The organism is Spirosoma agri, assembly GCF_010747415.1.
GTDB classification, from domain to species: domain Bacteria; phylum Bacteroidota; class Bacteroidia; order Cytophagales; family Spirosomataceae; genus Spirosoma; species Spirosoma agri.
This window is the reverse complement of sequence record NZ_JAAGNZ010000001.1, coordinates 718,584-733,354: the sequence shown is the minus strand read 5'-3', so window position 1 is coordinate 733,354 and position 14,771 is coordinate 718,584. Positions and strand designations below refer to the sequence as shown.

Annotated in this window: 15 protein-coding genes; 5 read left to right on the top strand and 10 right to left on the bottom strand. The window is 52.2% G+C overall.

Annotation, left to right across the window (positions count from 1 at the left end):
* Positions 1-74: 74 nt before the first annotated feature.
* Positions 75-3,695 carry a putative LPS assembly protein LptD gene (locus tag GK091_RS03095; RefSeq protein WP_246202131.1) on the bottom strand — a complete coding sequence of 1,207 codons (3,621 nt, stop codon included), beginning with the start codon at positions 3,693-3,695 and terminating at the stop codon, positions 75-77.
* Positions 3,696-3,864: 169 nt separating this feature from the next.
* On the opposite strand from GK091_RS03095, the gene GK091_RS03090 reads away from it, so the two are divergent.
* From GK091_RS03090 to GK091_RS03080, 3 genes are all read left to right on the top strand, one after another.
* Positions 3,865-4,785 (top strand): N-acetylmuramoyl-L-alanine amidase family protein, encoded by a 921-nt coding sequence (locus tag GK091_RS03090; protein WP_394351854.1) that lies wholly within the window; start codon positions 3,865-3,867, stop codon positions 4,783-4,785.
* Between the two features lie 170 nt (positions 4,786-4,955).
* Positions 4,956-5,954: an MlaD family protein gene (locus tag GK091_RS03085; RefSeq protein WP_164035148.1), complete on the top strand. Its 999-nt coding sequence runs from the start codon at positions 4,956-4,958 to the stop codon at positions 5,952-5,954.
* Between the two features lie 33 nt (positions 5,955-5,987).
* Positions 5,988-7,598, top strand: coding sequence for an acyl-CoA carboxylase subunit beta (locus GK091_RS03080; protein ID WP_164035147.1), 1,611 nt, complete (start codon positions 5,988-5,990; stop codon positions 7,596-7,598).
* A gap of 10 nt (positions 7,599-7,608) precedes the next feature.
* Here the strand turns inward: GK091_RS03080 and GK091_RS03075 are convergent, their stop codons facing one another.
* The 9 genes from GK091_RS03075 to GK091_RS03035 form a co-directional block, all read right to left on the bottom strand.
* On the bottom strand, positions 7,609-7,824 hold the full coding sequence (locus tag GK091_RS03075) for a Kazal-type serine protease inhibitor domain-containing protein (protein ID WP_164035146.1): 216 nt from the start codon (positions 7,822-7,824) through the stop codon (positions 7,609-7,611).
* Positions 7,825-7,881: 57 nt separating this feature from the next.
* Positions 7,882-8,310 (bottom strand): c-type cytochrome, encoded by a 429-nt coding sequence (locus tag GK091_RS03070; RefSeq protein ID WP_164035145.1) that lies wholly within the window; start codon positions 8,308-8,310, stop codon positions 7,882-7,884.
* A gap of 10 nt (positions 8,311-8,320) precedes the next feature.
* On the bottom strand, positions 8,321-8,908 hold the full coding sequence (gene gldD, locus GK091_RS03065) for a gliding motility lipoprotein GldD (RefSeq protein ID WP_164035144.1): 588 nt from the start codon (positions 8,906-8,908) through the stop codon (positions 8,321-8,323).
* A 106-nt stretch (positions 8,909-9,014) separates the two neighbouring features.
* Complete coding sequence (locus tag GK091_RS03060; protein WP_164035143.1) at positions 9,015-9,305, bottom strand: hypothetical protein; 291 nt, start codon at positions 9,303-9,305, stop codon at positions 9,015-9,017.
* Between the two features lie 96 nt (positions 9,306-9,401).
* Positions 9,402-10,184, bottom strand: coding sequence for a TIGR00266 family protein (locus GK091_RS03055; protein WP_164035142.1), 783 nt, complete (start codon positions 10,182-10,184; stop codon positions 9,402-9,404).
* Between the two features lie 135 nt (positions 10,185-10,319).
* Positions 10,320-10,610, bottom strand: coding sequence for a hypothetical protein (locus tag GK091_RS03050; RefSeq protein ID WP_164035141.1), 291 nt, complete (start codon positions 10,608-10,610; stop codon positions 10,320-10,322).
* A gap of 69 nt (positions 10,611-10,679) precedes the next feature.
* The gene (locus GK091_RS03045) at positions 10,680-10,850 is read right to left on the bottom strand and encodes a four helix bundle protein (RefSeq protein WP_317166267.1); all 171 of its coding nucleotides are present in this window, start codon (positions 10,848-10,850) and stop codon (positions 10,680-10,682) included.
* A 70-nt stretch (positions 10,851-10,920) separates the two neighbouring features.
* Entirely contained in the window at positions 10,921-12,459 is a 1,539-nt protein-coding gene (gene gltX, locus GK091_RS03040; RefSeq protein WP_164035140.1) for a glutamate--tRNA ligase, read from the bottom strand.
* 90 nt (positions 12,460-12,549) lie between these two features.
* Positions 12,550-12,933: a Rid family detoxifying hydrolase gene (locus GK091_RS03035; protein WP_164035139.1), complete on the bottom strand. Its 384-nt coding sequence runs from the start codon at positions 12,931-12,933 to the stop codon at positions 12,550-12,552.
* Between the two features lie 107 nt (positions 12,934-13,040).
* On the opposite strand from GK091_RS03035, the gene GK091_RS03030 reads away from it, so the two are divergent.
* Together GK091_RS03030 and GK091_RS03025 are read left to right on the top strand one after the other, a co-directional pair.
* Positions 13,041-13,631: a TIGR04282 family arsenosugar biosynthesis glycosyltransferase gene (locus GK091_RS03030; protein WP_164035138.1), complete on the top strand. Its 591-nt coding sequence runs from the start codon at positions 13,041-13,043 to the stop codon at positions 13,629-13,631.
* Positions 13,628-14,755, top strand: coding sequence for an App1 family protein (locus GK091_RS03025; RefSeq protein WP_164035137.1), 1,128 nt, complete (start codon positions 13,628-13,630; stop codon positions 14,753-14,755). The genes GK091_RS03030 and GK091_RS03025 overlap by 4 nt, the downstream gene beginning before the upstream one ends.
* The last annotated feature ends 16 nt before the right edge of the window (positions 14,756-14,771 follow it).

Sequence of the window (14,771 nt, the reverse complement as noted above, 5' to 3'; positions counted from 1 at the left end):
GCACGGAAAAGGGGTTGATCGTGAGCCATTGCCACGATCAACCCCTTTTCCGTGAGTTGTTCTTTGTACACGTTTTAGAAACCGCCGTTATCGTAGAAGCTCCGGCGACGGCTCAGTTTCAGCTCCTGGAGGATGGACGACCGCACCCGCAGGTCGAAGGAGTAGTTCCCCGAACGGATGTTGCTTCCCGAATAAGGGGTCCAGTTGAACGCCATTTCCCAGCAGTGGAGGTCGCGATTGATGCCGATGGTTGTCAGCGTTGGACTCTTGAACTGGAAGTCGTACCCCGTGTTGAACGTAATTTTCCACTTCGGCGTCAGGCTCAAATCGCCCGTCAGGGTCAGCGCCTGAACGACCTGCGAAATTTCTGGCGTCAGTTTCGTTAAGCTAAAGGTGTAGCTGATGTTGAGCGACCAGGGAATCGTAAAATCGACGTACAGTTCGGGGTTGTTATTGATTGCCTTCATCGTTGCATCGGTCGCATTCGGACTGGTTTTCTTTTTATCGGCCTGCTTCGGTGCCAGACGCGTACTGATGTAAGCCTGTAAGTTCGTTAACCGCGCCAGCCCCTGTCCCTCCTGAAACGCATACAATTTCGGAACGCGGGCGTACTGCTGCCCCGTATAGCCAGCTGCTTTTAGCAGATACTGGGAATAGCTATAGGCCGATATGGCTTCATTTCCCGAATTGGCAACCTGCAAGGCGTAATAAGGAATTCCGCCGTAGGGACGGGTTGCATACGGGTCGAACGTGGACGAGAAATTGAAGCTCACATTCTTGAAAATCTGCGTATTCGCGCTGATCGAAATGGGCGACAGGTTATAGTCCGGTGCCAGCAGGTTATAACTCCCGTTGACACTGATGTTATCGAAGAGCGGAATCTTCTTAAAGTCCTGCCCGGTAGAATCGCCACGGGTGCGTACTTTCATTTCCAGCTGGTTTACGATGCCGAAGGAGATAAAGGCCGACTGGGTACTGCCGCCTGATCCGCTGCTGCCCCCTAGTCCACGGAACAGGGACAACGTCCGACGATATTCCGCTAAACCGGCTAAGCTCCCCGTAGCGGGCAAGACCTGAAACTGCCCGAACGCTGGATTCGTAAAGTCTGGCACATAGCTGAACGAGATCGACGGGGCCACCGTATGCCGGATGGCTTCGATACGCTTTCCACGAACGAAGTACGTGCCGTAAAAACGCGTATTCATGCTGATGTTCGCCGAGAAATTGTATGACGGGAAGAAGCCCGGCATCGTATCGATCCGAACCTTGTTCCGATCCGATGAATACTGACCGGTAGCCGGATCGACTATCACCGTATTATTATAATCCAGATACGTGTACTTGAGTTTCTTGGTGTAAATGTTACCCTGCAACGAGAAACCCGGCGTCAGGTTGATGTAGCGGAGCAGTTTGAAGTTTGGCAGGGAAATGGGAATGCTATACGTGGCCTGCACCGTTCGATTCCGCCAGATCCGGTCGCGGTTCGCCAGACTAAAGGCAATCAGGTTTGGATCGGTTACGATTTCGCCATTCCGGATGGCTGTTGCCCGCGCAATACTATCGAGGGCCCGCTGAACGGAACTGATGGTTCGCAGGTTCGTAACCACCGGAAAACCTAACCCACTGGTATCGACCTGCGTACGAATCGTGTTACTGATGGCAATCGATCCGCTCACGTCCAGCCCTACCCGGAAACTCTCGTACCAGCGGCCCGAACCCCCTTTGAGCGCAAACGGCGAAATCTGGTTGATACCGAAGTTAAAATCCGATGATACGTCTGTTTTACCATTTTCGCGAACCCCCGTTATTTGGTTTATCTGCCCAAACTGCTGGTTCACGCGGATGTTGGCCCCCGCCCGTGCATACTGTCCAAACTGGCGGCTGTACTGCACCGACGACCCGGCCACGTTGGAGATATAGGCATTCGTGCCCGTCCCTGAGTTGAACTGGTTAAAGCTGTTACTGCTGACGTTGACGTTCGCCGAGAAACTGCCCCGTCCGCGCGGCACCGGCGAATGGGACCACGAAAACGAGAAATCATTGCGGGGCACCTGTGTCGTATCAACGCGGTCGCCGGAGCGGTTACGGTTGAATTGCAGATTTACGCCACCGCTGTAGCGATACCGTTTGTTGTAGGCCGATGAAAGGCCCAGTCCCCAGCTTCCCCGCGAATAAATTTGCCCCTTGAATTGCAGACCAAGATTTTCGCTCACGGCCCAGTAGTAGCCGCCATCGCGCAGGTAATAGCCCCGTCCGTTAGGTTCTTCGCCGTACTGCGGTACGATGATACCGGAGACGCCAATGTCTTTTTTCTTCGGAAAAGGGAAGAATCCGAACGGCAAACCAAGCGGCAGCGGTATCTGATTGATGACCAGATTGAACGGCCCGGCAACCACCTGTTTATTATGAACAACTTTCAGCTTACTGGCATTGATGTGGAAGTGAGGTGTTGCCAGATTACAGGTCGTATAAATCGCCGAACCGATGTACAGGTTGTCTTCAGCATCTTTCTTTACGTTCTGCCCGCGCACGTTTCCTTCGCCCTGCTGCGTAATGACACCCTGAATTTTGCCCTTCTTCGACTTGAAATTGTAGCGAATCTCTTTGGTATCGTATTTTCCTTCGCCATCCTGGAAGATGGGACGGCCAATCCATTTTTTGGCCGTTGAGTCGTAGCGGCCTTTTGCGTAGACCTCGTTCGTCAGATAGTTCAGGCGAATGAAATCGGCTTTGAGGGAAATTTCGCCGTAGATCACGCTGGCTTCACCGAACAACTCCACCGTTTGTCCATCGGCAGCGTAGATCGTCGAATCTTTGGCCTGATACTTGACGGTAGTAGCAAACGAATCAGGGCTTTTCAGTGAATCGGCTTTGGCCGAATCGAGGGCAGCCATCTGCCCAGCGTTCGGGCGGATCAGGGTCAGGCTCTCCGGCCGAACGATATTGGGCGATACTATACCCGGAATCAATCGGGTCTTACCGGCAAGCGCCGTTTTCGACCGGGGAATCGTTGTCGTGGCCGTGGTGCTGGCTGGCCTTGCCGTAACAGTAGCAGTGGTGCTGGCTGGCTTTGCCCTAACAGTACTTGCGGTGGTGCTGGCTGGTTTTGCCGTAACGGTAGCGGTAGTACTGGCTGGTCTTGCCGTAACGGTAGCGGTGGTACTGGCTGGTGTTCCGGCGGCAGGGTTATTGGCCGCTCTACGCGATGCGGGTGTACTCCCGGCTGGCGCGTCTGACACACGTTGCGACGGAACGTTGGCCGGTGGTATACCCCCTTTAGCCGGTAGTTGAGGCAACGCAGGAGCCTGCACCGGTTTCTCCTGTGTCACGGCATTACGCCGGGTGGTATCGGGCCGTACGGTATCTTTTTTGACAACCGCTCGAACCGGTTGACGGGTTTTGACTGAATCAGGCGCGGTTTTGGCTACCCGCGTCGGTTTGGTCGTTACCTTGGGCGATACAGTATTCGAGCGAGGTTTAGTAGCTTGCGTCGAAGTGGCCCTGGCCGGTTCGGGGCCAAGCCGGTTCGGCGTCGTGTAGGACTTGTTCAGTTCACGCTCCAGATCGCTTTCCGTAGCCGAGTCAGGGCGCGTCGGGTTGGCGGCTGGTGAAGCAGGTAGTTGCTTCGCCGGAACGGTTCCCCTGGGTATAGTATCATTGGCCGACCGCTTGGGTGTCGGCTGACTCTGCCCCATTGCAGTAAAGGTCAGGATTGACCCAAGCAGGCAGATTATAACGTGTATCAGCGGGGACCGTAAAATAAAGTGTCCTTTTTGGAGTTTTATCAAAAAAATTATATTTGCCAAAGTGGTACTAAACCCATGGCTTACAAAGGTATTCACGAACAGTTATCCCGCTATTGCCTTGAAACGATTTGAGCTGTTAAAAATTATTAAATCAAAATGTGTTCGTTCCTCTTTTTCAACTCCCGGAAAAGTAACAACACTATTGCTGGCCGCCCTGCCTCTGCTGGCGATCACCGTACTCCCGGCTCCTGACGCTGTCGTACAGGAATTGAACCAGGATACGGTCCGCCGGACCAATGCCCAGGAGCCCGATGCGGCCAATGATACGCCGAACCAACTTCGTGTTGTCGTGCTCGACGCAGGACATGGCGGCAAAGACCCCGGTACGCACGGTCGATACGCCAAAGAAAAGACAATTAACCTGAATTTGATTCTCCAACTAGGTCGTAAAATTAAGGATAAGTATCCAAACGTTCGGGTCATTTATACGCGGAGTTCGGACCACTTTGTCGATTTGTACGAACGGGGTGCCATAGCAAACCGAAATCGGGCCGATTTATTCATTTCGATTCACTGCAACGCCAGCCCATCCAGCAGTCGGGTTTATGGAACCGAAACCTACACATTAGGGCTGCACAGAACCCAGAGCAACCTCGATGTGGCACGGCGTGAGAATGCCGTAATCTTGCAGGAAAAGAATTATCAGCAAAGTTACAAGGGCTTCAACCCGAACTCACCCTTAGCGACGATCATGCTGGCCAACTACCAGCACGCGTTTATTGCGAGCAGCATCACCTTTGCCGAAAAGCTGGAGCGGAGCTTTCGGCAGAATGCCAGCCGGAAAAGCAACGGCGTAAAACAGGCGGGTTTCATCGTGCTCTGGAAAACCACAATGCCCAGCGTGCTGATCGAAAGCGGCTACCTGACTAATCCGGATGAGGAGAATTACCTGCGCTCGGAAGAAGGTCAGGACGAAATTTCCACGGCTATTTACAAGGCGTTTGCGCAGTACAAGCAGGAGATCGAATCGGGCGATTAAGCGCAGTCCGGTCATTCTTCGGTAAACGGTCGATTCCCTTACGCACATCGACCGGACCAAACTGTTTACCGAAAATCCCACCTTCGCGGGACAAACAGCCCCTAAAGTTGGTTATACTGTCAATCCAATTGATTGGCGAGACCCACAGGGTTGTTCACCTTCACATACGCATGAAAATTTCTCAGGAAGTAAAAGTTGGCTTGCTTGCCGTCATCTCGTTGATGATGCTTTATTTCGGATTTCAATTTTTGAAAGGATCTGACTTTTTCTCCACAACACGCAAGTACACAGTCGTTTACGATAACATTGACGGACTAACGGCGTCGAATCCGGTTCGGATCAACGGCCTATCGGTCGGCCAGGTCAAACAGATCGAGATTCTACAGGACAAAAGCAACGCCTTGCGGGTTACGCTCGAACTCCGCGACGACATCCGCGTCACGCAGGGCTCGAAGGCAGTTCTGGCTGATGATGGCTTATTAGGTGGTAAAAATATTCTGCTGAGCATCAATCCACGGGGCGCTGTCTTGGAAGATGGTGGTACCCTGGTTGCGGCCAAAGAATCGGGGCTTACGTCGCTAATTCGGGAAAAAACGCTGCCGGTACTGAATAATGTTGATTCGCTGACGTATCAGCTCAACCGCGTTGTTGCCCAGTTCGACCAAACGGGTATCGTACTCAATCAGACGCTTAAAAGTGCCAATGCCGCCGTTGGTGCGCTGGGTATGACCGTTTCCGAGAACCGGGCTGGCCTACAGGCTACGCTGGCCAACGTCAACCGGTTATCAGCCTCGCTGATCGAAACCGAGAAGCAGCTCAAACCCATTCTGGCAAAAGCAGATACCTTCGCCGATTCGCTCCAGGGGCTTCAACTGAAACAGACGCTTGTGAGTGTCAATCAAACCGTTGGCAACTTGCAGCGCATTCTGGGCGACATTAGCAAGGGGCGTGGTTCGCTGGGCAAGCTAGCCTCCGACGAAGCGCTCTACAGCAATGTCAACAAAACGACGACCAGTCTCGAAAAACTCCTGACCGACTTCCGCGAGAATCCGAAACGGTACGTACATTTCTCGCTCTTTGGCCGTAAGGAAAAAGGAGTAACGACCCAATCGGCCACCGCAACGGCAACCACCACTACGATTGTACCGGCGGATTCGACCAAGCAGTAATGGTTTACCTGCGTTCTTACAACTGATTATTCCATGCAATCCTTCATCGATGAGTTAAACCAGCGTACGGCGCAGACCCAATTGGGTGGTGGTCAGAAAAAAATTGACGATCAACACCGTAAAGGCAAGTTAACGGCCCGCGAGCGCATCGCTTACCTCATTGACGATAACGCCCCTTTTGTCGAGATTGGCCTGTTTACGGGTGAAGGTATGTACGCCGAACACGGCGGTTGCCCGTCCGGTGGCGTAGTGGTCGGGATCGGTCACGTTTCGGGCCGACAGTGCGTCATCGTCGCCAACGATGCGACGGTAAAGGCGGGAGCGTGGTTTCCCATCACCGCTAAGAAGAACCTTCGGGCGCAGGAAATTGCGATGGAAAATCACCTGCCCATCATCTACCTTGTCGATAGCGCGGGCGTTTACCTTCCCTTGCAAGACGAAGTCTTCGCCGATAAAGAACACTTTGGCCGGACATTCCGCAACAATGCGCACCTCTCGGCAATGGGCATTTTGCAGGTAGCGGCCATCATGGGCAGTTGCGTGGCGGGTGGTGCGTACCTGCCCATCATGTCCGATGAAGCGTTGATTGTTGAGGGTACAGGCTCTATTTTTCTGGCGGGTCCTTACCTGGTGAAAGCGTCCATCGGTGAAGATGTGGATGCCGAAACGCTCGGTGGAGCCTCTACGCACACCGACATTTCCGGTGTTGTCGATAACAAATACCCCGACGACAAAAGTTGCCTGGACGCGATCAAACGAATTTTCGATAAACTGGGTCACTCCAGCACAGCGGGTTTCGATCGTGTGACCCCAGCCCCTCCAGCCAAAGATCCCGCTGAAATCTACCAGATTCTGCCTATTGATCGGGTAAAACCGTACGATATGCAGGAAATTGTGGATAGACTTGTGGATAACTCCGAATTCGATGTGTATAAACCGGGGTACGGTCAATCGTTGCTCTGCGGATATGCCCGAATTGATGGATGGGCCGTCGGTATTGTCGCCAATCAGCGCAAGGTCGTAAAGGCCAAAGGAAGAACGGGGCAACCCAGCGAGATGCAGATGGGCGGTGTCATTTACGGCGACGCAGCCGACAAAGCCGCCCGGTTCATTATGAACTGTAATCAGAAACGGATTCCGCTGGTCTTTTTGCAGGACGTTTCGGGCTTTATGGTCGGGAGTCGGGCCGAACAGGGTGGCATCATTAAAGATGGTGCCAAAATGGTCAGTGCGATGGCCAATTCTGTCGTGCCGAAATTTACGGTCGTTGTGGGTAATTCTTATGGCGCGGGTAACTACGCGATGTGCGGCAAGGCGTACGACCCACGCCTGATGCTAGCCTGGCCAACGGCCCAAATGGCCGTAATGAGTGGAGCTTCGGCGGCTAAAACGCTCCTTCAGATTCAGGTAGCGGGCCAAAAAGCGAAGGGACAACCGATGACGCCCGAAGAAGAACAGGCTCAGTTGAAAAAGATCACCGATCAGTATAACGCCCAGCTTTCGCCGTATTACGCGGCCGCCCGGCTTTGGGTCGATGCGGTCATTGATCCACTCCAGACCCGGCAAATCTTGTCGGAAGGTATTGCGGCAGCCAACCACGCCCCGATCACGAAGCCGTTCTCGGTCGGTGTCATTCAGACGTAGGTATTAGCTATCAATGACAGGCACCCATTGTGAAACGTATGCCAACACACTGCGCTGCACAAGGGCTAGTATACGTTTTTCCATTGCACCCACACACGGGGTCTGTGGCAGGCAGTGTACAATAACAAGGTGTAGTTGACGGTGTTTCCACGCAGTCCGGACCAATAGGTTTATGGCATCCAGCGCCCACGCCTAGCCAGAATGTCAGTACTAGAAATCTACGCATAGATTGAGGTCAGTTTTTCTGCAGTGACCCCAATCGACACATAAGCGTTGGAAAAATCTATTTACCTGCCCGGACCGCTTTTACTTCGTCAGTGGTGACAGCCGTGGCTTTGTTACCAAAATTGCTGCGGACGTAGGTCAGCACGTCGGCAATCTGATCGTCGGTTAAAAAGTCGTGAGCAGGCATGGCATTATCGTAGGCATCACCTTCGATGTCCTGCCCCTGTAAGCCTTTTAATACAACATTGATGAGTCGGGTTTTATCGCCATTTACCCAGTCGGTTCCACGGAGGGGCGGATTCAGGTTGGGAACGCCCGATCCGTTGGCTTGGTGACAAGTCAGGCAGTTTTGTTCGTAGATGAGCTGGCCGGGCAATTTTGCCGCCACAACCGCCGATTTTTCGGGTGCTTTGGCCGCTGGCTTTTTGGTTTGCGCACTGGCGATCGATGCCGACAGGCAGGCGAAAAGAATGATCAATACTTTCATGTGACGTGAGTTAATTGCGCCATTTCAGCGTATTCAGCAGATGAACAATGTCCTTGCGAATGTACTGAATAGCGGGTTGTAGCGAATCGTTTTGAGTGGCCGTATTGAAGTATAACGCGCCACGCAGGAAATGGGTTGTCGAATCGGTCGTTACAAATTGTACCTGACTCGGCACTTCACCCGACAGATCAATGATACTGGCCTCCAGACCCGACTTCAGCCGGAGTTTTTTCTCTTCAATGGCATACGCTTTTATATTGTGCCGGGCCGCCAGCTTGTACGCATCTTCGAGCATCGCCCGCAACCGATTGACGTCGTTGTTAATGGGCTTATAAGTCAACTGAACACTGGCATGATAGGCCGGGTAATTGATAAAAATCCAGTGTGGTTCCGATCGGGCGAAGGTATCGGGCAGAATTTTAGCAATTTGGTTGTATTCGAACTGATACGGATGCGTCGGTTCCAGCAGTTTGTAACGTGCAACTGGCAGATCGAAACGCGGATAACCCTTTGGCTTGGGCGTATAATTTTCGGATGAATCGCTACCGCAGGCAGTAATGAACAACCCCGTAAGCAGAATAAACAGGTATCTAATCACAGTGTGAGTGGTATATCTTGGCCGGACAACTGCCCGAATTATGCAAACAACGAAAAAGCCCAGCGGTTTGGTGCAGGGCTTTTTTATTAGGTAGACCAGCGATCGATCAGGCGTTCACATCTTCTAATTCTTCCTGACGCACCGGTTGGCCCAGTAACGTAGCGAAGCGATTGATGTTAAAGGTTGGTTCGAACCAGACCTCCCCCATGACCGGATGTTTAACGGGCACCTCTGGGTTTTGAATTTCATTCAACAGCACCCCAGTGTCACCGGTCGTATGGCGCTTGACCTGCCGGATCGTATACATTTGATCGCGCTTTGGCGTCTGAATGCCGAATTCAGCATAAAATGCCAGGACGGGCGCGGGAAAGTTGTCGTTGGTGCAAATGACTTCCATACAGTTCTGAATGCTAATTTTTCTAATCCGGCTGATCCCGTTGTTTACCAATTGCGGGGTATCGATTGATCAGCCTGATCACAGGTCAAAGACAAATTAATCCTCAAACAAATTCCCTAACTGGCCTAATACTGAGCCCCCTTCTTTGTGAGCCTGTCCGCCATTGGGAGCAAGGCGTTGCACCAGTTTCGAGATCGGCATCGACTGGATCCAGACTTTGCCCGTTCCGCGCAGAGTGGCCAGAAACAGCCCTTCACCGCCGAAAATCATACTTTTCAACCCGCCCGACCGTTGAATATCGAAGCTGATGCTGGGCTCGAAACCAACTACACACCCCGTATCGACCCGCAGCGTTTCGTTGTTCAGCGTCCGCTCGATAACGACGCCACCGGCATGAATGAACACCATACCGTCACCCTGAAGTTTTTCCAGGATAAAACCTTCCCCACCAAAAAATCCGGCCCCTAACTTCTGATTGAACTGAATGCTCAGCTTGGTACCCAACGCAGCACACAGGAACGCATCTTTCTGAACGATCAGTGTGTTGCCGACGGTCGTACCCAGATTAACGGGCATTACCGTTCCCGGATAAGGTGCTGAAAAAGCAACTTTGCGCTTTCCGCTGCCGTACCGGTTGGTGAAATGAGTCATGAACAGCGACTCGCCCGTGATCATGCGCGTACCGGCCTGGAGCAGCTTGCCCATAAACCCCTGATTGGGCTGTGAGCCGTCGCCCATTTTGGTTTCAAAGTCGATACCGTCTTCCATGAACAGCATAGAACCGGCTTCAGCAATGACTGTTTCGTTCGGGTCCAGTTCTATTTCAACGATCTGGATGTCTTCGCCAATGATTTTGTAGTCGATCTCGTGAGAATACATGATGAGTGCGGTTAGCGGTTGGTTTCACCGTGATTATTACTGGCCGAAAACTACGGAAACGTGCGCATTTTACGCGTCGGTATTCGTACAAACGGATCAAAAAAAGCCCGACCGGGCATTTTTGCGGGTCGGGCTTTAGCGTTGATTGATATCGTCGGGCAGATCGTTATCCGTTTCGTCGAAGAGTCGTTCATCGTCCGAATCCTTTTCTTTTTCGTCCGATTCAGGCTCCCCTTTGAGGTTCAGATCCGTGCGATGGCGCAGTTTTTTATCGTCAACCGTTTTATTCAGAAACTGGTTGATTTTATCGATGTCGAAACTCGTCGTGATCTCACCGAACGAGTTGATCTGAATATCGAAACCTTCGAGTTCCTTATGAACGCGTGGCTTGTCGTTTTCGTCGGGATTCGTTTTCTTCTTTGCCATAACTAAAGATATAGGATGTATGCTGTGGGCTATAGGGTTGCTCAAGAGCGATTTTTCTTTTTAGTCAGACTAATAGCTCTTGATTAGTTTGAGCAAAACTTCGGCATCGGCATGTATCGACACAAATTGCTTTTCGTCGAGGTAGTTTGTGGCTCTTAACAATTCGAGCCAGTAACATGTTTCGTCACATTCTTTTTGCGCAATACCTAACTTGTGAATAAAATCGGTATCACCCTCCACGCGCGCTCCCTTCCCGAACGGTATGCTCGCTTTCCACGCTAGCCCACGTACAGCCTACAACCTTCGCCGATCAGCTTTTAACATGCAGTGCCCCAAGCGCCTGTTCAAGGCGTTTCATGGTTTCGTCTTTACCGATGATTTCCATTGTCAACATCAGATCAGGCCCAGCGCCGGAGCCTGTCAGTGCCAACCGCATCGCCTGCATGATTTTACCCTGTTTGATACCAGCCTGCTGCATGGCGTCGCCCAGCGCATGTTTTATATCGTCAGCGACGAACGCCCCGTCGAATGACTGTAGAGCATCGCGGAAAGCAGTCACCGCACGAACAGCATCGTCGTTCCATTTGGCCGCAGCAATCGCTTCGTCGTAGGTGGCGGGTGCGTTGAAAATCGTTCCGGCTTCCGTAAAGATCTCACGGGCGAAATTGACGCGTCCTTTCAGCAAGGCGACAATTTTTTCCGCTTTTTCCGGTGAGCAGGTAAACCCAGCGGCTTCGGCTTGTTCCTGAACGGTCGGAGCCAGCTCCGCGTCGGACCGTTGCCGAACGTACTGGTGGTTGAACCACTGCGCCTTCTGAATGTCAAACCGCGCGCCCGCTTTATGCACCTGCGCCAGATCAAAACTCGCAATCAGTTCATCCATTGTAAACAGTTCCTGCTCCGTACCGGGATTCCAGCCCAGCAGTGCCAAAAAATTTACGGTTGCTTCCGGCAGATACCCTTCTTCCCGAAACCCTTTGGCAACCTGTCCCGTGAATGGATCGGTCCATTGCAGCGGAAAAATCGGGAAACCGCCCAGATCAGCATCACGCTTGCTGAGTTTTCCGTTGCCTTCGGGTTTGAGCAACAGCGGCAGGTGGGCAAACTGAGGCATGGTATCTTCCCAGCCTAAATAGCGGTACAGCAAAACGTGCAGCGGAGCCGACGGCAACCACTCTTCACCCCGAATGACGTGCGTGATACCCATCAGGTGATCGTCTACGATATTCGCCAGGTGATACGTTGGCAATCCATCGGATTTGAGCAGTACTTTGTCATCAATGGCCGACGAATGAACGTTCACCCAACCGCGAATAATGTCGTTTAGCCGAACTTCTTCCTTGCGGGGCGTTTTCAACCGGATCACATATGGATCACCCGCGTCGATGCGGGCACGTACCTCGTCAGCCTTCATGGTCAGCGAGTTGCGCATTTGCATTCGGGTAATCGAGTTATACTGTGCGGCTGGCGCGTTGGCTTCTTCGAGCCGTTTGCGCATGGCATCCAGTTCCTCCGCCGTATCAAACGCATAATAGGCTTTTCCCTCGTCGATCAACCGCTGGGCTTCTTTCTGATAAATCTCCCGACGTTCCGACTGGCGGTAAGGCGCGTGGGGACCACCCATACTTTGTCCTTCATCGATCTCGATGCCAACCCAGCGGAGTGATTCCAGAATGTACTCTTCGGCACCGGGCACGAAGCGATTCTGGTCCGTATCTTCAATCCGAAGGAGCATTTTGCCGCCCATTTTCCGAGCGAACAGGTAATTGTAGAGCGCAGTACGCACCCCGCCAATATGCAGCGGTCCAGTCGGACTGGGAGCGAAACGAACGCGAACGGGTGTTGACATAGTAAAATATAAAGAGCGAATGAATAAAAGAGTGAAAGAGTGGAAAGTCGTCTAGTTTAGTAACGCTCTTTCATTCTCTCACTCTTTTATTCATTGAATAGCGATAACTGAAATTTCAACATTCACATCTTTGGGCAGACGGGCTACTTCCACCGTCTCGCGAGCAGGCGGTTCGCTGGTGAAGAATCGACCGTATACTTCGTTGATAGCCGCGAAATTATTCATGTCTTTCACGAAAATACTGGACTTAACGATGTGGGTATAATCCATGTCGGCGGCTTTCAAGATAGCGCCGATATTTTCCATTACTTTCTGCGTTTCGGCCTGAATATCGCCCAACGGTGCCAGATCGATCGCGACCTGACCCGATACGAACAACATGCCCGCAGCAGACGCTGGCTGCACTTTTACTGCCTGACTATAAGGCCCGATCGGCGCGGGAGCCTGCTCCGTATAAACAATTTGTTTGCTCATGGTTTTATTAGTATTTAGTGACTGGTGCGTAGTGGTTGGCTTAGTTACAACAGACGACTGGTCCTCCAATCACTAATTTCGACCGCAAGTTACCACCAAACCCCCGTATGGCCGAAAATCACCTCATTATCTTCGTGAAAAATCCCATTGCCGGGCAGGTTAAAACGCGCATTGCCCAAACCGTTGGTGATGGGCGGGCCGTTGAGGTGTACCGGCATTTGCTCCAGTATACGCAACAGATTACGAACCCTTTACCCGTCCATAAGGTCGTTTATTACGGCGATTTCGTTAACCAAGCCGACGACTGGAACAATGCCAACTATGAGAAACGACAGCAACTCGGTCAGGACCTGGGAGAACGTATGCTACATGCTTTCCGGGAGCAATTTGACGCGGGTGCTGATCGGGTCGTGATCATTGGCAGCGATTGCCTGACACTAACCACCGACCACATCGAACGGGCATTCGACGCCCTGACGGTAGCAGATGTCGTCATCGGACCGGCAACGGATGGTGGGTATTATTTACTGGGTACGAAGCAATTGTACCCGTTTTTGTTTGACAACATGCCCTGGAGTCAACCCGAACTTTGCCAGTTGACCAAACTGGCCATTTTACAACGTGACCTGACAGTCGAGTTGCTGGATGAATTGACGGACATTGACGAGTGGGCCGATTACCAACGAGCTATTCAATGACTACCTGGAAAGATTTCTTAGTAAGCGCATCCGCCGACGCCGAAAACCAGTTCGACCGGCTTAAAAACCGTCTTGCCAAGCGCCTTGACGCGAAAAAACCATACAAACTTGTCTACTATCGCGGCTTTGGGAGTCCGACTGCCGTTTGGATTACGGGGCGGGTCCTGCGCGAACGGGATCTCAGCACACCCAGCGACAACGACACGTTCTGGCAGAATTTATTGGCGACATACCAGCGGTTTGAGAGTGATGAAGTACCCAACGTAACTGTTCGGGTCGATGCCTTTGACGAGTCGTATACCACAACAACTGACAAAGAGGGCTATTTCGAGCTAACGATCAATCCGCCGGATGATCTGCCGCCGGGTCGGGCGTGGTTCCCGGTCCGGTATGCGCTGGACGACGTTGTGCAGCCCAATGGCGAAGCGGTCGTTAAAGAGGGTCATCTGATGATTTCGCCCCTGTACAGCCAGTTTGGTGTTATTTCGGATATTGACGATACCGTTCTGGTAACCGGCGCAACAAATCTGTTGCAAACTGCCCGACTGACATTCCTGGGTAATGCGTATACCCGGCTTCCCTTCGCGGGGGTGGCGGCTTTTTACCGGGCTTTACAAAGCGGACCGATCACGACGCTGTTCAATCCAATCTACTTTGTGTCGAGCAGTCCGTGGAATCTGTATGATCTGCTGGTCGATTTTTTCCGGATTCAGGGCATTCCGAAAGGGCCCATTTTACTACGCGATTTCAGCTTTAGTGCCAAACTCCTTTCGTCGCAATCGCATCATACGCACAAACTGGCCATGATCCGAAAAGTACTGGATGTGAACCCGCAGTTGCCTTTCGTGCTCATCGGTGACAGTGGTCAGCAGGACCCGGAAATTTATACGCAGGTCGTTCGGGAGAATCCGGGGCGGATTCGGGCTATCTACATTCGCGATGTAACGGAAGAGCAGCGGGATGAGTCCGTTCGCGAACTGATCCGAACCGCCGAAGCGTTCAACGTCCCGATGCTGCTCGTTCCTGACACGGTTGAAGCCGCCGAACATGCAGCCTCACTGGGCCTGATCGATCCGGATACCATTCCGGAGATTCGCGCCGACCGACGGGCGGATAAGGAATGACAAATGACTTCGTATC